Consider the following 26,158-nt stretch of genomic DNA (forward strand, 5'->3'; position numbering starts at 1 on the left):
AAGGCGAGCTGGCCCAAGTGTACGACATTGCGATTATCGGCGGCGGCGTAAACGGATGTGGCATAGCCCGCGATGCGGCCGGACGCGGCCTCAAAGTGCTACTGGCGGAAAAAGCCGATCTTGCATCGGGCACATCCTCCGCATCGACCAAGCTCGTTCATGGCGGCCTTCGATATCTGGAACACTACGAATTCAAGATGGTGCATGAAGCCCTAGCCGAGCGTGAAGTTCTGCTCGCGATGGCCCCGCACATCATCTGGCCGCTGCGCTTCGTGCTTCCGCATCACAGCGCACTCAGGCCCGCTTGGCTCATACGGCTCGGCCTCTTCCTCTATGATCATCTTGGCGGGCGTAAAATTCTCCCCGCCTCGCGCGGCATTGATCTGCGGCAGTCACCCACAGGGAAGCCGCTTCAGGAGCGTTTCACGCACGCCTTTGAATACTCGGATTGCTGGGTGGACGATGCGCGCCTCGTTGTTCTGAATGCTATGGACGCGCACGCGCGCGGAGCCGTTGTTCGAACGCGAACCGAGGTCGTCTCAGCGCGACGCGGGCCGAAGTCGTGGACCATCGATCTTCACGACAAGATCCAAGATGCGCGCGAAACAATCGAAGCCCGTGCGCTGATCAACGCCGCTGGTCCCTGGGTCGACGAGGTGCTCAACACACGAGCTGGAAAAAACGGAAAACGCCGCATTCGCTTGGTCAAAGGCAGCCATATCGTCGTACGCAGACTCTTCGAGCACGACAAAGCCTACATCTTCCAGAACGACGACCGGCGTATCGTATTTGCCATCCCGTATGAAGATCATTTCACGCTGATCGGAACCACCGACGTCGACTACATTGGCGATCCAGGTGCCGCAGAGATCGACGCGAGTGAAATCGACTATCTGTGCCGATTGGCAAGCGGCTACTTCAAAAAGCCGGTCAGGCCCCAAGACGTCGTCTGGAGCTATTCGGGTGTCCGTCCTCTGCTGGATGATGGAGCATCCGCCGCTCAAGAGGCGACGCGCGATTACGTTCTCGAACTCGACGACAACGGGGGAGCTGCCCCTATGCTGAACGTCTTCGGCGGCAAGATCACAACCTATCGCAGACTTGCTGAAGATGCCTTGCAGATTCTCTCGAAAGTCATGCCGGTAGGTGCGCCCTGGACCGCAGGTGCCGCCCTACCTGGCGGTGACTTCCCAGTGGACGGCGTCGATGCACAGGTGCGGGCCCTCATGTCAATGTCGCCGGGCATCGAACCGGAACACGCTTCGCGTCTCATTCGCACCTACGGCACGCGTGCCAAGCAGATCGTCGACGGTGTCGCGCGCGCCGATCAACTCGGCCGGATGTTTGGTGGCGGACTATCGGAACGCGAAGTGCAATATCTAATCGACAACGAGTGGGCCCGCACGGCCGAGGACGTTCTTTGGCGTCGCACAAAGATGGGACTGAGATTGACGCCCCAGCAGGCCGCAGGACTATCAGAATGGCTCGCCGGACGCGCAACTGCCATGGCATAGTCGTCGTCCGGACTTCTAGGATTTTTCTAAGTCATAAACCCGCATCCGTCGCCCCGAGGCGAATTGAGAAATGCGGTGCAGACGGGGAGCGAGATGACACGATACATCCTTGCGATTGATCAAGGCACCACATCCAGTCGCGCCATCCTGTTCGACGCCGAATGCCACATCAAAACGATCGCGCAACAGGAATTCTCGCAACACTATCCGCATTCTGGCTGGGTTGAGCACGAACCCGAAGATTTGTGGGAGACCACAATCTCGACCTGCCGACAGGCGATTTCAGACGCCGGCATCACGGCAACCGACATCGCAGCCATCGGCATCACCAATCAGCGCGAAACAACGGTGGTGTGGGATAAGACGACAGGCAAGGCCATCCACCGCGCTATCGTATGGCAGGACCGGCGCACCGCAGATATCTGCGCAGGATTGAAACACGCCGGCCTCGAAGATACCGTCTCGCGGCGCACCGGCCTACTACTCGATCCATACTTCTCCGGAACTAAGGTAGCTTGGATTCTCGATCGCGTTCCTGGCGCGCGCGAGGCAGCAAACGCAGGCCGCCTCGCCTTCGGCACCGTCGATAGTTTTTTGATGTGGCGGCTCACCGGCGGCAAAGTACACGCAACGGACGCCACCAACGCCAGCCGCACACTGCTCTACGACATCAACAAGAAGCGCTGGTCGATGTACCTTCTCGATCTGTTCCGCGTGCCGGCCTCCATGTTACCGGAAATCAAGGACTGTGCCGCGGACTTCGGCACAACAGATCCAGAGTTGCTCGGGGCTGCCATACCTATCGCAGGCGTTGCCGGCGATCAGCAGGCTGCCTGCGTTGGCCAAGCCTGCTTTGAACCTGGAATGGTCAAATCCACCTACGGCACGGGTTGCTTCGCCCTGCTCAACACGGGGACCGCGCCCGTCTTCTCACGCAACCGCCTACTCTCGACGGTTGCCTACGCGATCAATGGACAAGTTCACTACGCGCTGGAAGGCTCCATCTTCATTGCCGGTGCGGCCGTGCAGTGGCTTCGCGATGGATTGGGCATCATCAAGACCGCATCCGAGACAGGGCCGATGGCAGCTGAGGCCGATGCCGATCAGGATGTCTATCTCGTGCCCGCTTTCGTAGGTCTTGGCGCACCCTACTGGGACGCAGAATGTCGTGGCGCAATCTACGGCTTGTCGCGCGGCACTGGTCCCAAGGAGATCGTGCGCGCTGCACTGGAGTCGGTTTGCTATCAGACTCGCGATCTCGTTTCCGCCATGCGCGCCGACTGGGGCGCAGCGCGCGAAACCGTGTTGCGCGTCGATGGCGGCATGGTCGCCTCCGACTGGACCATGCAGCGTCTCGCCGACATCCTCGCTGCACCGGTTGATCGTCCGCAGGTACTGGAGACGACCGCACTCGGCGCAGCTTATCTCGCCGGGCTGCACATCGGCTTCTATCCTGAGCCGGCGGAATTTGCGAAAAGCTGGTCGCTCGATCGCCGCTTTTCGCCAGCCATGAGCGAGGCGGAGCGGACGCGCAAATATGCGGGCTGGCAGGACGCCGTGCGCCGCACGTTGACGCGCCAATAGCGGGCACGTTGAGAAGCTGAGACAACAGCCCGCGCGGTGAACAAGGCTGCAGTTTCGCGGCCGTCGAATGGATATTTCCCACGACCAACACCACCCTCACAGGTTGCGTTTAATGACATATTAACTCTCTGTTAACCAAAATCTTCTTGCTTAAATGACACAAATCGATCACTTAAAGCAACCTTAGGTTGTTGTTAGTGGTAGACCAATGCACCCAAATCTGCGTCGTCCTCCGTTTCTTGCCGCACAACCCATCCGCACGATTTTTGCTACCGGACTTCTCGTTGCGGCCTCTGCCACGCCTGCGCTGGCAATCCCTTCTCCGGAATTGGTGGTCGGCTCCCTAAGCAGCCTTTCGCAATTGACTGCCTTGCTCTCGGCGATCTTTGGCGGTGGGGCACTCGCGCTTGGTTCGCGCATGAACGCAATTAGCCGGTCGGAGGGTTCTCGGGCGCGACATGCAGGGCACATTGTATTGGCGTGCTTTGCTGCTGCCGTCCTTGGGTTCGGATCAGCGATCTATGCCTACCAACAAGGTGCCACGCGCGAGCGCAACCGCCTGCAGCAAACGCTGCTGCGCCCCACACCAAAGGCCGCCGAAGGGCAAACACTAGACCCTCTGTTGAAAGAAATCCCTTACGAAAAGCAGATCCTTCATCCGCGAGGACTGTCTACCGACCAGGCCGCGAAGATCATCGCAGACGTTGCTGAGCACAGATCGCAGGAATGGCAGATCCTCGATATCCGCGAGAGCGCTGAGACCGAAATGGGATCACTCGCCGGCGCGATTAAAATCCGCTTCCCCGATCTGCCGCAATCTCACATCGACCTTGCGAACAAGACGAACCTGCTCATCTGCCATAACGGCAACCGCAGTGCGGAAACATGCGAGGCGCTTGCTGCGAAGGGGATAGACTGCCGATTTATTGCCGGAGGACTGGAGAAATGGCTGGCTGAAGGCCGTCGTCTCGACGGATCGAAAGCGCGTAGCGTCAATGATCTGCGCGCACTTCCAAGCTTTCCAAGCCAGACGACGCTGCTTGATACTGAACGAGTCCACGAGCTGGTCGAAAAGGAAGGTGCCACATTCGTTGATGTGCGATATGCCGGCGAATTTGCGAGCGGCCATCTTCCCCACGCAATCAACCTACCAATTCGCCCAACGCCAACTTCCGAATTGGCCGCACGCATCTCTGCACTGCCCGCCAAGCCGATCATCGCGCCCTGCTACGACCGCCGCAGCTGCTTTTATGGCGAGATCCTGGGACTAACTTTGGCACGCGCCGGGCGTGATTTTCGCGGACGCTATACCGTGCCATGGGAGTATTTCGCGCCTTCCAAGCGCCCTCCGCATGTGGAAGCGCTGCTTGCTGCGCAAAACAAGACAGCTTGGATGCGCGCGGGCGACGCCCTTGCCGCCGCTCTCGCAGCCCTGACGGACAAAACGGGCCTAGCGTGGGCAATTGTCTTGATGGCGCTCGCTTCACGTTTGCTCGTCATGCCGTTTTCACTCAAGGCTGAGCGCGATCAGCTTGCGACGCATGCAATCAAGGACGAGGTTGCGGATCTCAAGACAAGATTAGCGGGCGATCCGCAGCGCCTCGCGCGCGCCTTGCGCGCCGTCTACAAACGCGCCGGTTTGACGCCTGGCCGCAACCTTGTGGCATTGCTTTTCCTGCCCGTCCTCGCACTCGCTGTTGACGCTGCGATCCAAGTTGCACAAGCCAAGCCTTCGCAATTCTTCTGGATCGGCGATCTCGCCCACTCCGATCCATGGCAAAGTCTACCAGCGGTGTTTGCCGCGCTCATTGGCATTTATCTGCAGATTGCCTTTGTGAACTCCCGCCGCCAGGCAGCGATCGTCTGGTTCCTGGCGGTACCACTGCTGTTTGCCGCCGCGGCAATCCTTCCTGCCGCCGCAGGATTGTACATGGCCTCAAGCGCTGCACTCCTTCTAGTTCAGCGTTTTTTCGTCTCCGGGCTTCCCGGATGGAGCACGCTCAAAGCGTCGGCGATGCACGCGCACCAGCGCATAGCCATGGCACGACTGAACACGCCCGGTGTCATTTCCCTTTCCGACGCTAACGCCCTCCAAGACGCTGGCAACAAGGCCAAGCGCCTTGCGCAACTCAACGCAGCCGGATTGCCGGTTCCGCCCGGCTTGGTGCTCACTCCCGAATTTCTTGCGAATTTCAGCTCAGTCAACGATGGCTGTCGCAGGGCTCGCGTGAAAGCGATCTGGCGCTATTTCGGAAAGCGCCCTCTGGCCGTTCGCAGCTCAGGGGCTCTAGAAGATGGCAACGCGATGAGCTTCGCAGGCGTCTTCGAGAGCATTCTCGACTGCGATCAGGCAAACCTCGCCGACGCGATACTTAAGGTCTGCGCATCCTTCGGAGACGCAAACGCAAGCGCGTACCTGGAGGGCGCAGGCGGACATCCTGGACACGTTCTCATTCAACCCATGGTGAACGCTCGGTATGCGGGTGTGCTTTTCACCGAGGCTATCGAAGAGCCGGGACAGATGCAGATCGAGATGGTGGAAGGCACGGGCGACAAACTGGTCTCCGGCCTGGCAACGCCGCAGGCTTTCCGCGTTGGACGCATCAGCGGCGCCATTTCAGGAAAAACGACTCCTCCCATCGACCTCGCCCCGTTGGTCTCGCTCGCACACCGCGTTGAAGCCGTCTACGGCTGCCCGCAAGATATCGAATGGGCGTTCGACGGTGCGCGCTACGTCATCTTGCAGGCTCGCGATGTGACAGCAAATCTCGGCGATGTCTGCGAACGCGAAGAACGGCGACGCTTGGTCCAACGTTTATCGGCTCATCAGCAAAAGTTGCATGCCAATACGCCCATATTCGAACGAGACGACGTCGCCGAACTGCTGCCACGGCCCACCCAGTCCTCCCTTTCGCTTCTCGACGACATGTGGCGCAGCGGGGGTAGCGTTGATCTCGCTTTGCGCAGCCTCGGCTTCGATGCCGCATTCAGCGAAGACGGCCCGCCGCTTCATACCACTGTCTTCGGTCGGCTTTACACGGATGTCACCGTACAGGCTCAATGCACGCCGCAGATCTCGCGATTTGCCATCAGCCGGCTGGAGCGTTCTCTGCCCGATGTAGAGCGCAATTTTCGAGACAATTTTCTTCCCACCTTCGTTGCCCAAACCCGCTTGCTGCAGGCGACGGACTTTAATCGCCTCGCAACGAACGAACTTCAGAACGCATTCTTCTCCGTGAGACGCCGTTTCATCGAGGAGACCCATGCAGAGGTTTCGCGCGTCAACATTGCTGCCCAGTTCGCCATCGATCGCGCTCGCGATGCGTTGCTTGAAAATGGATACGATCCTGCCGCTCACCTTTCCGGCGCGGGAGCTACCGAGCTTGAACAGCGCCTGACCGACGCGCTCTCCGACGCAGGACGCGGCTCAGTCAATACCCTCAATGACCTGATCGGACACCGCGCGGCGCTCGACTACGAGTTGGCCGATCCACGCTATTCGGAAGGCCAACAGCTTATCGCCAGGGCTCAAAGGCTCGTCGATGCGCATGGGCGCGCGCCGCTGGCACCGCACAGCAATGCCGAAACTCCCGCAGCACAAATTTTGCCGCCTGCAATCGCAGACAAGATTGCACTGGCGAATTCCCTGCAAACCTTGAAAGAAGACGCCAAACATCATGCCCTGCGCGAACTTGCGGTTCTGCGCAACATCCTTTTAGCCCTTGATGAGCGATACGTACTCTCTGGTTCCATCTTCCATCTGACGCTTGATGAGATCGAACGCCTCGATGCTCAAAACACCGAAGAACTCGCCGCATGCGCTCATGCCCGAGCCATTACATATCGGCGCTATTCCAAACGGTTGCCATTACCCGGTTCGCTAACGTTGGCGCACTTGGAGGGATTGCATGGTATCGATGCTTCAGATGCGAAGACCGCATCGAAGGGGCAGCGTGTCTCGGGCAGCACAGATGTCATGGGCCGCGCGCGTGTCGTCAGCGCCATCGAAGCTGAAGAAGGCCGCCCGATTGAAAGCCTGAGAGACGGCGAGATCATCGTTGCACCATTCCTTCATCCAGAATGGCTGCCCGAACTTCTGCGTTCAGGCGGCGCGGCTGTCTCTATCGGAGGATGGCTCAGTCACATGGCAATTGTCGCGCGCGAGCACGGGAAGGCTCTGATTGTTGGCGCTGACATGCTGGAGACAATCCAGACCGGTAGCCTCATCCGGCTTGGCGCGGATGGACACGTTGAGGTCCTTGCTCCCGCGGGAGCTGCCTACGCAAGCGCGGCCGAGTGACGACTGCGTTTCAGCCCGCCAGTCCGCCGACCAGCGTGACCACCACCGGCAACATTGCAAACACCGCAATCGCAGCGGTGTTTGTCCATCCCGCGCGCAACATGAACCACGTCATTTCACTCACTCCTCTGTCGAGCCAGGCCCAACACTAGCGCCGAGGCATGAAAATCACGCTGAAGGTCCCGCTAGCTTTCGTTTCAAATTCAATCGAAGTGCGCACCGGCTGGTGGCCGAGCCCCCGCGTTTTCGGGTGGCACGCCGTTTTCTTGGCAAGCGAATAGTTACCTTCTTCTCGTATAAGTTGTGTGACGCATAAAAAGCCCCAGGAAATTGTCCTTGGGTTTCACCTCGCTCCTACACAGAGATTGCTTCACCCATGCCCCACGTTGCACATCCAAGGCTTCGCCCACCTGCACCTCTACTGCGCCTCTCACTGATGACTTTTGCGTTGTTGGCCAGTTGGACAACAGTCTCGTCGGCGCAAGAGCAGATTCATATTCAAGGCTCGACAACCTTCTTTGATCGCCTGCTTAAGCCCAATCTGGCGGCGATCGAAATGGCTTCCGGCACCAGCATCGATGTTGTGCCGAACAAATCCATCTGGGGCGTGATCGCGCTGCTCGAAGGGCGCGCAGACCTGGCGATGATCTCAGCAAACATGCAAGGCGAGATCGAAGTTGCCCGCAAGATTGCGCCGGAGCTTCCCTACGACCGGTTGCAGGCTTTCAGCATCGCCAGCGTTCCCATCAGCTTTCCTGTCCATCCCAGCAACCCCATCAAGTCGCTGACGAACGAGCAGATGCGCAAGATTTTGAGCGGAACGATCAAGCGTTGGAGCGAAGTCGGTGGTCCCGATATCCCGATCCGCGTTGTCGCCACGCAAGACGGAGGCGGGACCGTGGTGGCGGTGCGAAGCCAACTGCTGGACGACGGACCCATTCGCGCGGGTGGCTCAATTCGCCCCGAAAGTGCGAGGCATGTCGTTCAAGTCGTCGCGCAGGAGCCCGGCGCGATCGGCATTGCCCAGCACAAACTTGCCGAGGGTGCCAAGCTTCCAGAGATCACGATTGAAACGCCAATTGTCCAAACGCTGACGTTCATCGCACGCGCGCCGATAAGCGCAAAGGTAAAGGCGGTTATCGGCGCGACCAAAGCCATCCAGGAAAGAGACCCACTGTGAACCTGGGCACGCTGACAACCCACCCCAGGATCGCGACGAAATTGAACCTCGTCGCGGTGTTGGCGGGGCTTGCCCTATGCGGGCTCAGCGTCGCTGCTTTGCATTCTGCCAAATCAATTGGAGCGACGGCCGAGCACATTCGTTCGGAGGCAATGGTAGCGGTCGTGCGCTCCGCAGAACTCGGCGTTCTGGTGGAGCGTCATCGCCGCATCATAGAAGCTGCTCCCGTTACCTTCGACAAAATCCGCGTCGATAAAGACCGGCGCATATCGGAGGCGATTGCGGACCACATCCAAGACCTTGTCGCGCAGGATGAAAACCGCTTCCTGGATCCAGTCGAACGCCAGCTTCCGCAATTCTTCAAGCTCGGCCGTCGTGTTCTCTATCTGGCTGCAAATTTCGCGCAGGATGAAGCGCTCAAGAACGTCTACGACTACGGGCGGATTGCCAAGCGCATCCAGGAACGCATCGTAACATACCGGACGATCAACCTTCGCAACGCCAACAAGGATACCGCTTATCTAACCGAAACGGTGCGAGCCCTCGTCAACTGGGTGCTGTTGGCTGCGCTCTTCGCAGCGGTTCTCGTCGGCCCTCTCACCATTGCGGCCGTGCGCAACATCGCAGAGCGCATCAGAAAAATTACCGATGCGATGCGGGCGTTATCCCAAAACAAGATCGAAACGCCGATCCCGATGCTGGAGAGCACCGATGAAATCGGCGAAATGGCGCGGGCAGTGTCTGTCTTCAAAGATAACGCCATAGCACTGCGCCAGAAGCACGAGGAGGTGGCCACTCTCAATGCCCGCGTCGATCTCGCCCTGAACAACATGGTTCGCGGGCTATCGATGTTCGACACGGATCGCAAGTTGATCGTTTGCAATACGATCCTTCGTGACATGTATGGCCTTCCCGACAGTCTAACGACAGCATCAACACCCTTTGTGGACATTGTGCGCTACTGGGCACTCCATAACCTATCCGAGGCGCCAGAGACCTCAGAAATCAATGTCAATGCCTGGCTGGAAAAACATGCCGAGCGTATCAGCGCTGGAGACGAATTCACCGATATCCATCACCTGCCGGACGGACGCATTTACGCAATCAATACACGTCCTCTTCCGACAGGTGGCTGGGTGGACGTCCACGAAGACATCACCGAGAATCAGCGCAGCGCGGAGCGCATTTCCGAACTTGCCCAGACCGATGCGTTGACCGGTCTCGCCAACAGGCACAGCTTCCTTGAAGAGCTGGAACGCTCGGTTGCAGACTGTAGAGAAGGCGGAGAGTTTGCGATTCTGTGGATCGATCTCGACCGCTTCAAGGAGGTCAACGATACGCAAGGACACCCGACCGGCGACGCCTTGCTCAAAGTCGTCGCGGACAGGCTCAAGCGAACAGTGCGGCAAACGGATTTCGTCGCGCGGCTCGGTGGGGACGAGTTTGCTGTCATCGTCCGTGGCCGCGACATTTCGCATGAAATTCTGGCGAGTGTCGCAGCTCGGATCAACGCAGTTATCAGCGAACCCGCCCTGGTCCTTGGCAACTGGGTCAAGGTCGGTGCGAGCATCGGCATTTCTACTGCGCCCGGAGATGGCTCGGCGTCGGACGCAATCATGAAAACAGCGGATATCGCACTCTACCGCGCCAAGGCCGAAGGGCGTGGCAAAGCCATATTCTTCAATCGAAAGATGGCCGATGCACTGACCAAGCGAAGGCGACTTCAATCCGATCTTGAAGCAGCCGTCGCCGATTCCAGTTTGGAGCTCTACTATCAGCCTATCCTATCGGTGAAAAAGCGCCGCGTCGTCTCATTCGAGGCGCTCATGCGATGGCGCCACCCCCAATTGGGTTACGTTCCTCCGACGGAATTCATCCCCCTGGCTGAAGAGACCGGCTTGATCTCGGATATGGGCGCGTGGGCGCTACGAACAGCGTGCCATACCGCAGCAACCTGGCCGAACGACATCGCCGTGTCGGTCAACGTATCGGCGGCGCAGTTTCGCACAAACACCTACAGCTCCAATCAGAGCGTTGAGCAAATCGTGAAACAGGCCCTCACAGAGTCGGGCCTTTCTCCGAGCCGACTGCAGCTTGAAGTCACCGAAACACTCCTGCTGCACGACAAATCGGAAAACTGGGAGGCGCTAGCCAAGCTGAAGACCCTCGGCATCGCGATCGCCTTGGACGACTTCGGGACAGGCTATTCTTCGCTGAGCTATTTGCGCCGCTTCCCCTTCGACAAAATAAAAATAGATAAGAGCTTCGTGCGAGACCTAGGGCAGAACGTGGATAGTATCACCATTGTGCAGGCGATCAGCGATCTCGCCAGCACCCTCGGCATGGCCTGTGTGGCAGAAGGCGTGGAAACTGAAGAACATCTGCGCTTTGTAGAGATAGCGCAATGTGAAGAGATGCAGGGGTTCCTTTTCTCAAAACCGGTGCCTGCAGAGATGATTCCGCAGACGCTTTCCGAATGCGAAGCCCGAAGCGTCGCGTGATTTTGTAATGCGCGAAGCGCGTTCGTGCGTTAGCCGAAAACGCCCGGCCGCGTCTTCCAATCCGCCCAGCTGATGCGCGCGTCGTCGGGGTAGATTTTTAGAACGCGCCCCTCGCCGCGGGCCTTTGCGAGCGTATTATCGACCCAATATCTCCCGCCGAACCACCGGACCGACCGATACAGTACAAATCGCTTCCACCCCGGAACGCCAAGTTCGGCCAGCGCGCCGTCGAATACATCGTCGGCATCGCGTCTTTCACCCGCCTGATCCCAATAAAGCCAATCATGCACAATGGCCGGCAGCCCATACCGGCCTATCGGCGGCATCCAAGACCAGAACGAACTCGGCACACTGGCGAAATCGGTTGTGAACCCTTGCGGCACGACAACCTCGCACGGGGTCACACCAGGAACATGCCAACGCATCGGCGCGGTGAGATACCAGTAGTCCATGTCCGCAAAGGGCACGAGCGCGGGAGGCGCCGCACGCTCCTCAACGGCGTCGGCCGACGGCGCTTCAGCCGATACGCCACGACCCAGCCCGCCTTCAGCGGCGCGCTTTCGCGCCATAGGTTGAGGTGCGGCGACTTTCTTCAACTCGCCCGATTTTGCGAGCTGTTTGAGAAACTCCGTCTTCGCGCTCATGGCTGCGCCTCCCTCTTATGCCCTTCCAACAGAATAGCCCCGCGAACGCACGACCGTCCACACAGCTGCAAAAAAGGGCCGTGTCCCTGTGGACACGGCCCTGATTGCTCCGGCTGAATTGGCGACGTGTCAGCGTGCAAATGCAGACGTCATCAGGTCGCCGACACTATGCCGCCGCGGATTACTCGGTTGGCTCGATTTAGCGGCCGCCTTGGGCGGCGAGAAAAGCCCGCCCGAAGACGATGTAGAGGTGGGCGTCACAAGAAGTCCGAAAGGAGGAACAAATTTCCCGGGACGGACTGATGGCCGGGAAGCTCGCGCGGTTGAGGCATCAGACACATCGGAACCGCCAGACAATCTGGCGCCCGCGAGCAAGCCGCTGTCCGGCTCCGTGTTATGGCGCGGTCCCTTATCGATCTCCTTCCAGCGACCGTCGAGGGCAAGCGTCACGCGTTCGTCATGGCCGTAGGGATCTCCATAAAATTCCGCGTGACCGTCATCGTCGATCCAAACTGAGAAGTAGCCAACATGAACGGGAATTGGTTTATCGAGCGTAATCTCGTTGTTGCCCGGCCCGCTGTCAGCAAGCCGTTTGGCATCGAGTTCACCTTCACCCTTTTCGATGTCAAAGAGCTTTTGAGCGAAACTCACCGGATTGCGCAGTCGCACACAACCATGGCTGTAGAGCCGCTCGCTGGTCTGGAAGAGAGACTTGTTGGGCGTATCGTGCAGATAGACCGAATGCTTGTTGGGGAAGAGGAACTTTACATCGCCCAGCGCATTGCCATCGCCAGACGGCTGATAGATCGAATAAGCCGACAGGTTCGCCTTTTCCCAGTTCACCTTCCAGCTGCTTACGGTGCGCTTGCCCTTCTTTACAACTATGCCCTCGCTTTCGAGCGAGCGACCGCGACGCGCGGCTGAGAGAAGCTTCTCGACTTTGATCGAGTCCGGCAAAAACCACGACGGTCGCATCACGATGGTCGTCATCGGCTTGGAAAAGATTGGTGTCGGCGTTGCCGGCTTGCCGACAATCACCCGCTCCGTGAGGGTCGTCTTGCCATTCTGCACGAGCTGAACTGTAAACGATGGAATATTGACAAGCAGGTGGGTTGCGCCGAGATCGCGCGGCATCCAGCGCCATTCTTCCATGCTCGCAACAACCGAATCCAGATTGGCACTCGCATCGCGGCTGAGCGCGGCGCGTGTCCCTCGGCCCACAAGACCGTCAGAGCTGAGACCGTTGGAGCGCTGAAAGGCCTTCACTGCATTCTTGAGATCAGTGTCGTAGAGCGTGTTATCCCCATTCGAGGCAACGCCTAGACGCGCGCGCAACCTTGCAATCTCGTCACTGCGCGTTCCCGGCACAAGCATCGGTCCGCGTGGGTCGATCCGAGTGGCGGCAATCTTGGCCGCTTCGGCCTTTGTCTTCGCGTAAAAGGCGTGCAGCCTCTGGAACTGCTCATGCTGCGGCTGGAACGACTGCAAGGCCTTGCCCGGATCGGCTGCCGACGTCACCTTGTCGATCACGTCGATGGAGTCGGGCAGCTCGGGCCGACGATCGAGGAAATCCGACAAGTCACGATCGGGAGCAACAATACGCCCACCACTGGCCTGACGAGCATAGCGAAGCACGGCATTCATCAGCTCATATTCGATAGCAGCAACTTCTTGGGGGCTTCGACGTGACGAACCGGTGTCTCGCGCTTGAGGTGAAAGCTCGAAGTCTTTAGCCTTGAGGCCCCAGCTTTCTGCATCCGCCAACTGGGCGATGACTGCGACGGCGGCCCGTGTCGGTCCGGTCTGATCGTACCAGAACGGTCTGAAATCGCGGTTGGCATAAAATCTTCTGAGCGCAAGCTCATCGTCCATGAACTCCACCCGTGAAGCATCAGCGTCAATCGTGGTTCGCAGGAAATCCTGTACACTGCCCGCAGTGGTTTGCGCTCTTGCCGTGGTCGGCAACACAGAAACACCGCCAGCAAGAACGGTTGCACTTGCGAAAACAAAGGCACCTATCAACCGTTTGAGCATTCGCTCCCCCAAATCTATGGCTATCAACAATTGAACGTCTGTCGTGCTACGACTGCCGCTCGATGAAGCCGGCGAACATAAGCGCGCCGGGCGTTACGGCGTGAAACCGCGAGGGTTGTAGTGAAGTGCCTGGAAGCGGGATCTCTACGCTTTGCGTGTTGGTCCTTGGAACCTCGCGGCGCTCAGACTTAGCCGAAGCGATCAGAGCCCGTTTAGATGATCCAACACGGGCTACGCGGTGGGACTTTGATTTCCGCGCATACCGCACCAAGCCGTTTACCGTCCTGGCGCGAATCTCTTCACTGGGCTGCGCCGCCGCGACGGCCACGGCGGCGACCGTCTCAACCAAGACGTGCTCAATCGCCATCATGCGAACCATGCGGGCGGTTTCGGCGTGATCCAAGGCGACGGCCAACGAAACTGCCGACATATAAGGAGGTGTCATGGCGCGAACCGGCGGGCGCACGGGACGTGGTTCGGGCACATAAGCCAAGTCTTGCAGTCGCTTCTCGGCTCGCGAAAGCGAGCGGTCAGGCGAATTCGCGAGCGCCATTATTTTCGGTGCAACGGTCGTGGCCAGATTATCAGCTAGCTTCGCACATCCAACTAGGCATGCACCGATGGCTAGTAAATAGGCAGAGCCTAATGCAACACCCGACACGAAGGCCACCCATTAACCCTATGAAACGCCTAGAATTTCTTTCATATATCAGTGCACATACTAGGCGTCAATTGTAGGAAGCAATTTGCTTACCCCGCTGTTGGCAAAACATCTGCATCAAGCAGAGTGCAAAGAACTTGCATTGACATGACCAACGCCCAACGCAGGCGCAATGTTCCAAGCCGCTAAGGTATTGAGCACGAACGTTCGACAACGGGATAATGACAGATGCATGTCATATCCAGCCGACGCACAGAGTGGCTTATTCAGCCAGGCTTTATCCAACAATGATTGTCGTGAAAGGCCGCACCGCCAAACGGGGCTGATTGAATGGCACTCGTCAACGTGTTGATCCCTTCTTCTCTCTCGAACTGACCGTTTGGAGAAATAGACTCCACGATGACAACGCCAGGCAGCACACCATCGAACGCACGCGCAACGAGGGTAATCTCTCCGCGTTGGTTTCCCATTCTGATCGTTGCGCCATCGCACAATCCAAGCCGCGACAAATCGGAGGGATGAATCTTGGCGTGAGGCCTACCTTCGCGAGCACTGCTCGTGGGCATCTCATTGAACGTGGAATTAAGATAGTTCCGCGCAGGAGACGTTGCCAAGCGGAAAGGATGCTCAGCGTCGCAGTTTTCGTTCACGTTCCAATGATCGGGAAATTTCGGCACGGTCTGCGCCAGCCCACTCATCTTGCTCTGGCGACCGATCGACAGCGTCGTCCAATCCGGCTTGAATCGAAACTTGCCGTCTGGATAGCCAAAGCCGTCTATGAAATGCGCATGTTCGAAAGACGGCTGGCAGTCTATCCACCTGTATTCGGCTAGTTCCTCAAGTGTGCCCCAGCCCGAATTTTGCAGCGTTTCATCGACTATTTGCGCGGCTGTCATTTCAAAACCGCGATGCGATGCGCCGAGTCGCTTGGCGAGAGCGCAAATGACGTCGTGATTGGATTGGCACTCCCCCGGCGGCTCACGCAGCTTGGGGCCAAGCATGATGTGACTATGCCCGCCGCCCTGATAAACGTCGTCATGTTCCAGGAACATCGTTGCGGGGATCACGACATCCGACATGCACGCTGTCGGCGTCATGAATTGCTCATGAGTGCAGACAAACAGATCTTCACGCATAAACCCAGCTTTGACCTTGCGCTGCTCGGGCGCGACTTGCGCCGGATTCATGTTCTGAATGAAAAGCGCGGTGACCGGCGGACCGCCTGCCAAGTCACCTTGGTCACCTGTCAGGACCGGCCCGATCCGGCTCATATCAAGCAGACGAACATCTGGGTCGCGCAAGTCGTTACCTTCGATCAGGGTCTTGTCCCAATGATAGATCCCGCCCGAGTTGTGGAAAGCCCCTCCACCCTCGTGGAGCCACGCTCCCGTTATCGCGGGAATACAAGACGCGGCATGCATGTTGTGAGCGCCGTTGCGCTGACGCGAGAAGCCGTAGCCCAACCTGAAATAGGTTTTGGGCGTCGTGCCAATGCGGCGCGCAAAATCCTCAATCTCCGAGACGCTCAGCCCGGTAATCTCAGAGGCCCAAAGCGGGGTCTTCTCCTTGAGGTGTGCCTCAAGCTGGTGCGGGCAATCGGTATATTTTTCGAGATAAGGCCAGTTCGCGTATCCGTCGCGAAACAAAACGTGCATGACCGCGCAAGCCAATGCACCGTCCGTTCCAGGCCGCAGGCAAAGCGCGACGTCCGCCTGCTCCATAGTGCCGTTGCGATAAATGTCGACGGCAATGATCTTGGCACCGCGCTCGCGCCTTGCCCGCGTCGCGTGGGTCATGACGTTGACCTGAGTGTTGACCGGATTTGTACCCCAGATCACGATTTGGTCGGACTTGGCCATCTCGCGCGGATCTACGCCAGACAGGCGGCCTGTCCCGGCGGTGTATCCCGACCAAGCCAGTGTCGTGCAGATGGTGGCGTACATCTGGCTGTACTTCTTGGCATGCCGCAGGCGATTGATGCCGTCGCGCATGACCAGCCCCATCGTGCCGGCGAAAAAGTAAGGCCACACGGCCTCGGGTCCGTGGCGCTCCTCAGCCTCTAGGAGCTTTTGCGCGGTGATATCGAGAGCGTCGTCCCAACTGATGCGCTCGAATGAGCGAGAGCCTTTCGGGCCTTTGCGACGCAAAGGGTAAAGCAGCCGATCGGGATGGTGAATACGCTCGGCGTAGCGCGCCACCTTGGCGCAGATGACGCCATCTGTGTAAGAATTCTCCTTGGCTCCGCGAACGCGACCTATGCGATTGTCGGCTAACAGCTCGACCTCAAGCGCACAGGTCGAAGGGCAGTCGTGCGGACAAGTCGTATGTCCTATCCGGACGGATGAATTCATGTCCTTTATCCCGTGGCTGCCCGACTGGGTTCAGCGCCTCATTTTCACCTGTGGAAGCCTAAGCAATCCCGCACAGTCTTGCCACGCAATTTACGCCGTAGTGCCTATCCGCAGATCGCAACGCAGTCGATACCATCGCACGAGGGATGATCAACGAAGAGTTCTTTGCATGTGCTTAGACCGTGTTGATGCTTGTCTTTCCAGTCGCAACAATCTACGTGCTGGGACTCGCGCTCGATTTGGGAGCGCCCCGCCCCATACAAAGGTCATTGTCGATGAGTGGTGCGCCCTTATCCCTCACCCATGGCGAACGTCTGCCCAAAACCGGCTTCCTACTGCTTGCTGGCGTAACCCTCTTCTGGGGCGCAAACTGGCCCGGAATGAAGATCGCTGTGGCGGAGATCCCTGTCTGGTGGTTTCGTGCGACCTGCGTGTGGGCCGGAGCCATCGGCCTTCTGACGGTCGCCAAGCTGTCGGGCAATACGCTGCTCGTGCGTCGCTCGGAAATTCCGAAACTTCTGCTGGTGTCATTCTTCGCAATGCTGGGCTGGCAGGTGTGCTCGGCTTATGGCGTTTCACTGATGCCCGCTGGCCGAGCGTCCATCATCGCCTTTACAATGCCGGTGTGGGCCGCATTCTTCGGCGCGATCTTCCTTGATGAGCCTATCACTGGCGCCAAGATTGTCGGCCTGCTTCTTGGTGTGGCGGGGCTTGGGGTCCTTATCGGAGAAGACCTCATCGTCTTTGGCACCGCGCCGGTGGGCGCGATGTTCATGCTCGCTGCTGCCTTGGCATGGGCGATCGGCACGGTCTTATTCAAGAAGTACAAATGGACGACACCAATTTCCACGCTCGTCGGTTGGCAACTCGCGGCTGCGGCCGTCCCTATAACGATCGTCGCGATGCTTTTTGAGCCAACGCCTCACGTGACTGAACTGAGCACGAAAGCCATTGTCGCAATGCTTTACCTATTTGCGCTACCGATGGTGTTCTGCCAGTGGGCCTATTTCAAACTGGTGAGCATTTTTCCTGCCTCGATTGCGGCTATGGGCACCCTCGCCGTACCGATCGTCGGCGTCTATTCCAGCGCGTTGATCCTGGGCGAACCAGTCGGCTGGAGGGAGCTTGTATCGCTCGTACTGATTTGCTCCGCCCTCGCCAGCGTTCTAATTTATCCTTCGCTGCGCGCGAAGAGGTGACCAGCCACACCTAAAACGCAGAAAGCGAACTCCGCTTACTCCATGACTGCACCGTAAACGAGGTTTTTGAAGAGGTGTCGGCTTTGCAGTCGCGCCGTTGCGCCCTGAGTAAGCAAAATAAAAACGAGCTGCTCCTTGGGATCGATGGAAAAGCTCGTGCCGAAGAGGCCCGCCCACATCACGTCGCCCTTCGAGCCCGGGCTCCATCCAAAACCATCCTGCAAGCGCACGGCAAAGCCCAAGCCAAAGCCATACCCTGGCCCGGTTGATGACTCTGTAGAGCCACCCATGCCCACGAGGTGGTTTTGCAGCATGAACTCAACCGTCTTTTTCGAAAGATACCGCTTGCCTTCATACTCACCGCCGTTGGCGATCATCTGCAGGAATTTGAAATAGTCCTGCGCAGTTCCGCAAAGACCGGCTCCTCCCTTCAAGTATGATTTCTTGATCTCGTCCTGCGTTCTGCAAAACCGTAATGAAAGCTTCTTGAGAGGATCGCTGTCGGGAACCTCGGCAATCCGATCAGCCTTCTCAGCCGGCACCCAGAACGCGGTGTCAGTCATGCCGAGGGGACCGATCAGCGTGTCCTGAAGCAGAACGTCGAGCGGTTGCTTTGTCACGCGCTCCAGAAGGAGACCAAGAACGTCTATGGAGACGGAATAGAGGAAGTTGTTCGCCGGTTGATTGGCCAAGGGAATTTCATGCAGACGCTTTAGCATCTCGTCGCCCGAGATGTCCGCGTCGCTCCCCTCGATATTGGCTGCCTCATAGGCTTGTTTCAGCCGCTGGGACTTTACGGTGAAGGTGTAGAAAAATCCCGATGTATGCCGCATCAAGTCCTGGATCGTGATGGGCTTGTCAGCCGGAACATCATCGTAAGACACCTGCCCACTTGCATCCGCCTTCGCAACTTCGACTTTGAGATCCTTCAATTCCGGCAGATAGTCGGCGACAGGATCGTTGAGTTTGATGATACCTTTCTCAACCAACATCATCGCTGCAGTCGTGACGATCGCCTTCGTCATGGATGCGAAGCGGAAGATGCTGTCTTTATTCATCGGTTTGGTTTTGGCCGCATCGAGATATCCGTGCGCCGCGAAATGCACGATTTCGCCTCGGCGAGCGATCAGCGTGACAGCGCCGGGAAACACGCCTTTAGCAATTTCCCGGTCCATCGACGTTGCTATCCACCCGAGACGCTCAACAGACATCCCCTCAACGATACCGCTTTTGGAAGACTGCGCCTCTTGCGCTGCAACTGGATTGATCAAGAAACCGATAAGCGCGCAGACCGACGCTAAGCCACCAATCGCACGGCGCATGAGCTATCCCTCCCTTTCAATCCAGCCATTACTGGAGGGGAGAACCTACAGTGCAACCAGCGTAGGCGTCACTAGGCCAGATGGCCAGCAAGGCGCCCGAACGCAACGTAAATGTTTATTGGAAACGCGTCCTGCGTTTGTGCAATGCCGCGACTGCGCTCTACACCACAGTGCTAAGCAACGACGTGTTGGCCCGCATCAACGAAGATAACATTGCCGGTGATCGACTGGGCCTCGTCACTGACCAAGAACGTGGCATATGCGCCAACGTCGTCAAGCGACACCAGCTTGTGCTCGGGGGCAGCAGCAATCGCGGTATCAAGAAATTGATCGAAATGCGCAATACCTGACGCCGCGCGCGTTTTCATGGGCCCAGGCGACAAAGCGTTCACGCGTATCTGCTTGGGACCCAATTCTACAGCAAGGTAGCGCACACTTGCTTCGAGTGCGGCTTTGACCGGGCCCATAAGGTTGTAGTTAGCAACTGTCTTCTCTGCGCCGTAGTAGCTCATCGCCAATAGAGTGCCGCCATAGCGCATCAAAGGTTCGGAAAGCTTCGCCATCCGCAGAAACGAGTGGACTGACACATCCATCGAAAGCGCAAACCCTTGCGCGGAGCAATCCGTCAATCGACCGTGCAGATCATCCTTCGGCGCATACGCGATCGAGTGCACGGCAAAATCGAGGTGTCCCCAGGTTTCGGAAATCCGCGCGAATACGGCTTCGAGCTGACCAGGAACCGTTACATCACACGGAACAATGATCGGACTACCTAGTCCTTCAGCAAGTGGGCGCACATACGGCTCCGCCTTGTCATTGAGGTACGTGATCGCGAGGTCAGCGCCTGCCGCCTTGAATGCCTTCGCACACCCATACGCTATGCTATGCTCATTTGCGATGCCAAGGATGAGCCCTTTCTTATTTTCAAGAGAGAACATGTACGCCTCGCGTCGGTTTCACCGGTAAGTCTCCTCAACGTGTCGCGAGCGCACTTCACCATCAAGACACGAGCATGTGGCATATCAGCCGAGAGATGGATCCCACTGTCGCATACAAAGCTCAGAAAAAGTCTAATGCAGACGGCACCTACGTCTCCAAGGTCGCAGTCCTGCGCGCCTGCACTACTACTTTGCCTCGCGTGCAATGAGCGCTCGTTTGCGTTCAATGCCCCATCGATAGCCAGACAGCGCACCGTCGTTACGGATCACGCGATGGCAGGGAATGGCCACCGCAATCTTGTTCGCGGCACATGCGCTAGCTACGGCGCGCACGGCCTTGGGCATGCCGATGCGCTCTGCAATCTGCGTATATGTCACCGTCGTGCCGACCGGAATCTCTCTCAGGGCTAGCCAAACGCGGTGCTGAAAAGCCGTCCCACGCATATCGAGCGGAAGATCAAGTCCGTTCGCTGGGGTTTCGACCAGCCCCACGACTTTAGCCATGACGCCCTCAAACGTGGGGTCGCCACCAACGAGTGTCGCCTTGGGAAAGCGGTCTTCAAGTTCGTGAACCAGCGTCTCCGGATCATCCCCCAGGAGGATCGCGGCGATTCCCTTGGCACTGGCGGCCACTAGAATCGACCCAAGCGAGCATTGTCCCACAGCGAAATGAATCTGTGTTCCTGCTCCGCCGGACCGAAAATCGGAGGGGCTCATGCCAAGCACGCTCTCTGAGTCAGCATAGAAGCCCCCGCTGGAGTTGAATCCGGCATTGAAGATCGCCTTGGTTATGGTGGGATCTTTTCTCAAGCTGTCGCGCAACCTCTTCTGACGGTGCGCGATGGCATAGGCCTTCGGCGTCACACCCGCAATCGACTTAAAAATGCGATGAAAGTGAAACGGGCTCAGCCCCATTGCCGCCGCCAACGTGTCGAGCTTTAGTGACTCTTCCGCGTTTTCTATCAAACGGCAGGCCTCTGCTACTTTGACGGCATATCGCTCATGGAGGGATAGTTCTTCGGGCCTGCAACGCTCGCAGGGGCGGAACCCCGCAACCTCCGCCTCGCGACACGAGGAATGAAACGCCACGTTCTCCCGCCGAGGTAATCGCGCTGCACATGAAGGCCTGCAGAAGACGCCGGTGCTCTTGACGGAATAGTAGAACTTACCGTCGAAGGTCTGATCACGCGTGACAAGTGCCTGCCAATAGATCGCATCCAGGCTTTGTGTTGGAGGGATCGAAACTGCGCGTTGGGCGCGCAGGACAGTCTTGCGGGCGGTCTTCATTGTCAGCGTCTCGCTGTATCAAGCTCTCGGGCAGTACCCGTGCGTTCGTGTTTGCGGCAGCGCAGCAAAGCTCCTTGAAGTCCCGCGCCGTAAGCCGCCAAGACGTTGGCTTTGCCAAGTGGCAATCCCGACGCTAGTTAAGCCATAGGGCTGGCCCCGTTCGCCTCCTGTTTCTTGCTCTTGAACAAGAAAAAACGGCGGTGCGATTTAACTGACTGCCCCATCGCGCTAACCCTTTACAATTGCAACACGCTACACGATTGTCTGGTGCTTTTTGCGTGTCTGTCAGGTCCCTTTGCCTTGGCCAGCGCGGATGTTTGGCCAAGATCACATGCAATGCTATAAAAATAGACAGCCAACGACTTTGCTACCGGGAGCAAACGTATGGGTCGTAAGTTGGACCTTGAGGCCACACCACGAGGGTGGCTGAACTCACACAGCGAGGGTCAGTGGAACTCTCTTGAAGACGCGGCGGACAAATCGTTTGCTTGGGAAGAGGCGCTACGCACCTGCTATCTTGATTGGGAACTGACAAAGCCAGTCGGCCCGGATTTCAAGGCACGATTCCGCAAACGCCCCATCGACGAACTCGATCTAATTGAATGTATTTGCAGCCCTTGCTCCGGGCGCCGTGTCTTCCGCCAGACAAATAGGGAGGACAAGCCATTCATCGGGATGCAGATCGTCCTATCGGGCTCAGAGCGCTTCACGATTGGCAATAAGACAATCCGCGTATCCAGAGGCGATGTCGTCTTCTGGAACAGCTTTGAAGAAACGGAATTCGAGGTTCTTGAGGAGCTCCACAAAATCACGCTTCTGGTTCCTCAAGCACTTCTGGAGGCACGCCTCGAATTAGGTTTGCTTATCCAGGGCGGTATCGTCGACACAGAGAGCGCCACGGGAGCGTTGCTCTATTCCCATATCCAGACTTTGGCCCAGCGCTTCACCTCAATCGCGCCGCAAGAAATCTACGGAATAAAGTGGTCCACGGTGGAACTCGGCGCGGCCGCCGCTGTTTGGCTCCAGCAACCGTTCATGACTCCGTCTCAAGCACATACGCGACGCATCCAGAATTACATCCTTAGCAATCTGCAGGATCCGGAGCTTTCGCTTGCCAAAATTGCGAGAGAGAATGGTATATCTATTCGCTACATCCACTCGCTGTTCAGCACCCTTGGGACCACCGCCTCGCAATGGATCATGGATCGGCGACTGGAACGATGCCGTGATGCCCTGGCCTCTCGCCGCGACTCACGCGGTCTCGTAAAGGATGTTGCCTTCCAGTGGGGTTTCAACGACGCGACTTACTTTGGCCGCGTCTTCAAGAAGAAGTTCGGCCTGACTCCCCTGGAGTTTTGGGGCCAAACACACAGCGCTAAGGATGAAATCCCTTGCGTTGAAGGGCCGCCAGCGGGAGGTGGCTGACGGCCCATGCGCTAGTGGACGTCGGATTGATTAGGCCGCAGAAGCCTTTTTGGCTTGTCCGGACTGCTCCAGGAATGCGTTCCATGCCTGCTGCGCTTCAAACCAGCCAACGTTGGCGATGACCGAACCCTTCTCGTCAATGAATGCGAGCGGGCCGAGGAACGTCATGTAGAATGCGCTGTCGACGGGGAAGTTCGTGCGGTCGTGGCGCGCTGACGAAGCTTCGAATCCATAACCTGGTGCGCGGGCAGTCTCACCGCCATTCTGCTCACCGCCACGAATATCCATCTTGCCCTTGTACAGGAAATACTCGCCTGGGCCGGTGTGAATGTGCGTTGCAAACGACGATCCTGCGGGGCAATCAAATACTGCCGTCCAAGACCCCATCTCTGGGCAAACATTCAGCAGGCGCCACTTGATCCCACCTTCGGCAAACCCCTCGAATGGGGCCCATGGGGTATCGTCCATTTGCACGTAGATGTCTTGTGCCTTGGGCTTCATTTTTTGGTTCCTCCATTGCCGATGATCGGCTGATTGCGATACCGACAACAATAGTTTCGAACCCAGGCTTCTTCAGCGCAGACAAGCGCAGTAGCATCGCGAAAATCGCGTAGCGGACCTTTGATTCAACGCATCGGAAATCCGTTTGCGCTCTCGTCCGTCGATCTCAGCATAGCGATCTGTTCCATCAGTGCGCGCGTTCTCTTATCTAAGGATCGTTGCCTGCCTTTCCTCTAAGGTACGGATAAACTTAAGGGGGTGCAGTTTCTGCGCCCCCTCCTTTTATACAAGAATGTGAATTGTGAGTTTTCTGCCGGGATGCTCTAGAAGCCTTCTGCAATTTCTTGACAATACAGAGGGCCATGCACCGTTTCCCAATAGCGGATCGGAGTTTGCCCAAACCGCTTCTTGAATACGCGACTGAAGTGGGCACTATCGTTAAAGCCCCACTGGAAAGCCACATCCTTAACAACGCCGCGTCCGTCGCGACGCGCACCCAGCGCATCTCGACAACGCTCCAGACGACGTTCCATGATCCATTGCGATACCGTGCATCCAAGGGCTCTGAAGAGCGAGTGCACGTAGCGAACGGAAATTCCGTTGTCGTCGGCGATCCTCTGCACGCTCAAATCGGCATTCTGAAGCTGCGCGAGAATATATCTTTGGATCCGTCGCGTGTGTTCCTTGGAAGGACTGATTATCGGTTGCTGCAGCCAAACAGCCGTGGCGGCACCCAGTTCGATGCTGGACCACTTGATGCCGTAAATCTCTTCGTCGGAAATGTTGGCAAACTGCGAAGCGAGTGCGCAGATGTGAGAATAGAGCATCGCGCCCGAAGCGGTGTTCGTATTGACGATGCCGCCGCGAATGAGGATGCCCATCTCGAGACGAGACTCGAGCAACGATTGAGGCATCAATAAAGTGACCTTGTGCAGGTCCTCCACCACCTCGAACTCCGTGGATTCATAACTATTCCAGAAAACGACATCGCCCTTCGAGACCGAGATTGTCTTGTCACCGATCTTAAATCTCTCCCCCCCATCCACGACGATCTGGATGCCAACGAAGGGCTCACCTTCCTGGGTGGTTCGCCGAAGCACGCGCCGCCCCGAACAAGGGCTGCACTGACACTCGACGAGTCTGATCTCTGACAGATACTTTTGCCTGATCTGGGCATGAAACTCGTCGTTGACGGGCTTCGTCAGCTCCCAGTCGAGGTAGCAGTCTCTAAGCGCTTGCTCCCAGGCAGCAGATTTGCTGACGACGGCGGCCTCCGTGGTCCACCAATCCTCCCGGACAGGCTCGGTATGCGGCTCTCTCACGTTCATCCCCTCCCTGGGGAAATCCGATTGGTCGGATCGGAAGCTTGGCGTGCCTCTTTTAGTCGCAGCCTAGAAGCTTTCGTATTGGTGCGTCAAACGCTCTTCCACCGGCATCGAGCGCATGGGGATTTGTCTGAGAGTGCAAAAGAACAAAAATCGCGCGCTTTACGCTCAGAGCCAAGTGCTCGTGCACGCACATCCAAGGGCAACTTGAAGGGTCCGCGCTAGCTTGCTGCTGGGTACACAGAACAGCCCCGTAAAGCGCTAGGAGGAACGGCTATGGATGCAAAATCTCCACAAGACAAGGTAAATTGGGACTACATAGAGGAATGGAAAAAGCCGGTTAACCCGCTGGGAGAAGAGAATAAAGACTTCCAGTGCATATGGATGCCCTATGGCTTGCCAGAGGCCATTGACCCTGAATCCACCAAGTATGGCCTGGGCGTTACCGTTCAGAACAAGTGGAAGATCCCCGAGAAGATTATGATCACCCAAACTATTACGGGTGCTTTCTACAGCAAACGGGGCAACCCCAACCATCCGGTCTCTCCGGACGAAATTCTCGATCAGGCCCTCGCCTGTGCCGACGCCGGCGCTCAGAACATCCACGTTCACGTGCGCGGCGAAGACGGCCACAACATTCTTTGCCCCAAGCTATTCCACTATGTGATCGACCCGATCCGCAAGTACTATCCCGATCGAATCGTCAGCGCCTGCATGGTGCCCTTCCAGAAGGGCGAATGGACAAAGATGATCGAATGCTTGCAGGACGGCCTGATGGACGAAACCCCCATCAACACCGTCGCGGCGTTCTGTGGCGATACCCTGTTTGCCAAGCCTCCTCACGTTATGATCGAGAAGGCCCGCATCTTGAACGAGCTGAACTGCAAAGCGCAGATCGCGGTTTACAGCGACGGTGACATCGACAACGCCGACCGCTACCTGATCAAGACCGGCGCAGTGAAGCCACCGTACTATTGGGTCATCCTGCCGAACCTTCCGGGCGGGTCGCCCATGCAGAACCCCAAGGCGATGGTTGAAGTGCTGATGCACTACGTCAACCGTATCCAAGAGATCGACAGCGAGTCCGAGATCGTCGTTTGCGCATCCGGCCGCGCCGGCACGTATCTCGCTACGTTCGCCATGCTGCTTGGTCTTAACATCCGCATCGGCATGGAAGATACCGTTTGGCGCTTCCCGCACCAGGATGAGAAGATCAAGAAGAACCTTGATACTTGGTACCAGTTCAGCCAGATGGCGCGCCTCCTCGGTCGCGAACCGCTCAGTGCTGACGAGTTCCGCAGGAAACTGGGCATGAAGAAGCCCGGCGGCATCTTGCGCGACAAGGCCGGACAGCCCGTGCTGTCTATGGCTCGCTGACATCACAATCGGGGC

Annotated in this window: 17 protein-coding genes; 8 read left to right on the forward strand and 9 right to left on the reverse strand. The window is 57.6% G+C overall.

The genetic code is table 11. From position 1 onward, the window contains the following. Positions 1-8 precede the first annotated feature (8 nt). The 5 genes from glpD (at position 9) to R3D51_11525 (ending at position 11,079) form a co-directional block, all read left to right on the forward strand. A complete protein-coding gene (glpD, locus tag R3D51_11505) occupies positions 9-1,514 on the forward strand; it encodes a glycerol-3-phosphate dehydrogenase (protein ID MEZ5900103.1) in 1,506 nt (501 codons plus the stop codon). A 93-nt stretch (positions 1,515-1,607) separates the two neighbouring features. Next, a complete protein-coding gene (glpK, locus tag R3D51_11510; GenBank protein MEZ5900104.1) occupies positions 1,608-3,098 on the forward strand; it encodes a glycerol kinase GlpK in 1,491 nt (496 codons plus the stop codon). Between the two features lie 208 nt (positions 3,099-3,306). Next, a complete protein-coding gene (locus R3D51_11515; GenBank protein MEZ5900105.1) occupies positions 3,307-7,398 on the forward strand; it encodes a PEP/pyruvate-binding domain-containing protein in 4,092 nt (1,363 codons plus the stop codon). Between the two features lie 436 nt (positions 7,399-7,834). Continuing rightward, positions 7,835-8,578 carry a substrate-binding domain-containing protein gene (locus R3D51_11520; GenBank protein MEZ5900106.1) on the forward strand — a complete coding sequence of 248 codons (744 nt, stop codon included), beginning with the start codon at positions 7,835-7,837 and terminating at the stop codon, positions 8,576-8,578. Beyond that, positions 8,575-11,079 carry an EAL domain-containing protein gene (locus R3D51_11525; GenBank protein MEZ5900107.1) on the forward strand — a complete coding sequence of 835 codons (2,505 nt, stop codon included), beginning with the start codon at positions 8,575-8,577 and terminating at the stop codon, positions 11,077-11,079. Before R3D51_11520 ends, R3D51_11525 begins: the two co-directional genes overlap by 4 nt. 29 nt (positions 11,080-11,108) lie before the next feature. On the opposite strand, the gene R3D51_11530 is transcribed toward R3D51_11525, so the two are convergent. From R3D51_11530 to R3D51_11545, 4 genes are all read right to left on the reverse strand, one after another. Next, positions 11,109-11,723 carry a DUF1353 domain-containing protein gene (locus tag R3D51_11530; GenBank protein MEZ5900108.1) on the reverse strand — a complete coding sequence of 205 codons (615 nt, stop codon included), beginning with the start codon at positions 11,721-11,723 and terminating at the stop codon, positions 11,109-11,111. Between the two features lie 129 nt (positions 11,724-11,852). After that, positions 11,853-13,757 carry a L,D-transpeptidase family protein gene (locus R3D51_11535; GenBank protein ID MEZ5900109.1) on the reverse strand — a complete coding sequence of 635 codons (1,905 nt, stop codon included), beginning with the start codon at positions 13,755-13,757 and terminating at the stop codon, positions 11,853-11,855. A 46-nt stretch (positions 13,758-13,803) separates the two neighbouring features. Further along, positions 13,804-14,310 carry a hypothetical protein gene (locus tag R3D51_11540; protein ID MEZ5900110.1) on the reverse strand — a complete coding sequence of 169 codons (507 nt, stop codon included), beginning with the start codon at positions 14,308-14,310 and terminating at the stop codon, positions 13,804-13,806. Positions 14,311-14,684: 374 nt separating this feature from the next. Further along, positions 14,685-16,769: a molybdopterin-dependent oxidoreductase gene (locus tag R3D51_11545; GenBank protein ID MEZ5900111.1), complete on the reverse strand. Its 2,085-nt coding sequence runs from the start codon at positions 16,767-16,769 to the stop codon at positions 14,685-14,687. A 188-nt stretch (positions 16,770-16,957) separates the two neighbouring features. On the opposite strand from R3D51_11545, the gene R3D51_11550 reads away from it, so the two are divergent. Continuing rightward, positions 16,958-17,968 (forward strand): DMT family transporter, encoded by a 1,011-nt coding sequence (locus tag R3D51_11550; GenBank protein ID MEZ5900112.1) that lies wholly within the window; start codon positions 16,958-16,960, stop codon positions 17,966-17,968. Between the two features lie 35 nt (positions 17,969-18,003). Here R3D51_11550 and R3D51_11555 read toward each other — a convergent pair whose 3' ends face one another. The 3 genes from R3D51_11555 to ada form a co-directional block, all read right to left on the reverse strand. Beyond that, entirely contained in the window at positions 18,004-19,290 is a 1,287-nt protein-coding gene (locus R3D51_11555; GenBank protein ID MEZ5900113.1) for a serine hydrolase domain-containing protein, read from the reverse strand. A 173-nt stretch (positions 19,291-19,463) separates the two neighbouring features. Beyond that, complete coding sequence (gene fabI, locus R3D51_11560) at positions 19,464-20,228, reverse strand: enoyl-ACP reductase FabI (GenBank protein ID MEZ5900114.1); 765 nt, start codon at positions 20,226-20,228, stop codon at positions 19,464-19,466. Positions 20,229-20,414: 186 nt separating this feature from the next. Further along, positions 20,415-21,515: a bifunctional DNA-binding transcriptional regulator/O6-methylguanine-DNA methyltransferase Ada gene (gene ada, locus R3D51_11565; GenBank protein MEZ5900115.1), complete on the reverse strand. Its 1,101-nt coding sequence runs from the start codon at positions 21,513-21,515 to the stop codon at positions 20,415-20,417. A 384-nt stretch (positions 21,516-21,899) separates the two neighbouring features. On the opposite strand from ada, the gene R3D51_11570 reads away from it, so the two are divergent. Then, positions 21,900-22,940, forward strand: a complete 1,041-nt coding sequence (locus R3D51_11570) for an AraC family transcriptional regulator (GenBank protein ID MEZ5900116.1) — start codon at positions 21,900-21,902, stop codon at positions 22,938-22,940. 30 nt (positions 22,941-22,970) lie between these two features. On the opposite strand, the gene R3D51_11575 is transcribed toward R3D51_11570, so the two are convergent. Further along, a complete protein-coding gene (locus tag R3D51_11575; protein MEZ5900117.1) occupies positions 22,971-23,441 on the reverse strand; it encodes a 2,4'-dihydroxyacetophenone dioxygenase family protein in 471 nt (156 codons plus the stop codon). A 323-nt stretch (positions 23,442-23,764) separates the two neighbouring features. Further along, positions 23,765-24,769 (reverse strand): helix-turn-helix domain-containing protein, encoded by a 1,005-nt coding sequence (locus tag R3D51_11580; GenBank protein MEZ5900118.1) that lies wholly within the window; start codon positions 24,767-24,769, stop codon positions 23,765-23,767. Positions 24,770-25,042: 273 nt separating this feature from the next. Between R3D51_11580 and R3D51_11585 the strand changes: the two genes are divergently transcribed. Continuing rightward, a complete protein-coding gene (locus R3D51_11585; GenBank protein ID MEZ5900119.1) occupies positions 25,043-26,143 on the forward strand; it encodes a 3-keto-5-aminohexanoate cleavage protein in 1,101 nt (366 codons plus the stop codon). Positions 26,144-26,158 lie beyond the last annotated feature (15 nt).

Source organism: Hyphomicrobiaceae bacterium (assembly GCA_041397645.1).
In the GTDB taxonomy this organism is placed as follows: domain Bacteria; phylum Pseudomonadota; class Alphaproteobacteria; order Rhizobiales; family Hyphomicrobiaceae; genus Hyphomicrobium_B.

Bases quoted from the DNA above. Each gene is read 5' to 3' on its own strand.
- glpK (MEZ5900104.1), top strand. From the start codon at position 1,608: ATGACACGATACATCCTTGCGATTGATCAAGGCACCACATCCAGTCGC.
- R3D51_11515 (MEZ5900105.1), top strand. From the start codon at position 3,307: ATGCACCCAAATCTGCGTCGTCCTCCGTTTCTTGCCGCACAACCCATC.
- R3D51_11520 (MEZ5900106.1), top strand. From the start codon at position 7,835: ATGACTTTTGCGTTGTTGGCCAGTTGGACAACAGTCTCGTCGGCGCAA.
- R3D51_11530 (MEZ5900108.1), bottom strand. From the start codon at position 11,723: ATGAGCGCGAAGACGGAGTTTCTCAAACAGCTCGCAAAATCGGGCGAG.
- R3D51_11535 (MEZ5900109.1), bottom strand. From the start codon at position 13,757: ATGCTCAAACGGTTGATAGGTGCCTTTGTTTTCGCAAGTGCAACCGTT.
- R3D51_11540 (MEZ5900110.1), bottom strand. From the start codon at position 14,310: ATGGCGCTCGCGAATTCGCCTGACCGCTCGCTTTCGCGAGCCGAGAAG.
- R3D51_11545 (MEZ5900111.1), bottom strand. From the start codon at position 16,769: ATGAATTCATCCGTCCGGATAGGACATACGACTTGTCCGCACGACTGC.
- R3D51_11550 (MEZ5900112.1), top strand. From the start codon at position 16,958: ATGCTTGTCTTTCCAGTCGCAACAATCTACGTGCTGGGACTCGCGCTC.
- R3D51_11555 (MEZ5900113.1), bottom strand. From the start codon at position 19,290: ATGCGCCGTGCGATTGGTGGCTTAGCGTCGGTCTGCGCGCTTATCGGT.
- fabI (MEZ5900114.1), bottom strand. From the start codon at position 20,228: ATGTTCTCTCTTGAAAATAAGAAAGGGCTCATCCTTGGCATCGCAAAT.
- ada (MEZ5900115.1), bottom strand. From the start codon at position 21,515: ATGAAGACCGCCCGCAAGACTGTCCTGCGCGCCCAACGCGCAGTTTCG.
- R3D51_11570 (MEZ5900116.1), top strand. From the start codon at position 21,900: ATGGGTCGTAAGTTGGACCTTGAGGCCACACCACGAGGGTGGCTGAAC.
- R3D51_11575 (MEZ5900117.1), bottom strand. From the start codon at position 23,441: ATGAAGCCCAAGGCACAAGACATCTACGTGCAAATGGACGATACCCCA.
- R3D51_11580 (MEZ5900118.1), bottom strand. From the start codon at position 24,769: ATGAACGTGAGAGAGCCGCATACCGAGCCTGTCCGGGAGGATTGGTGG.
- R3D51_11585 (MEZ5900119.1), top strand. From the start codon at position 25,043: ATGGATGCAAAATCTCCACAAGACAAGGTAAATTGGGACTACATAGAG.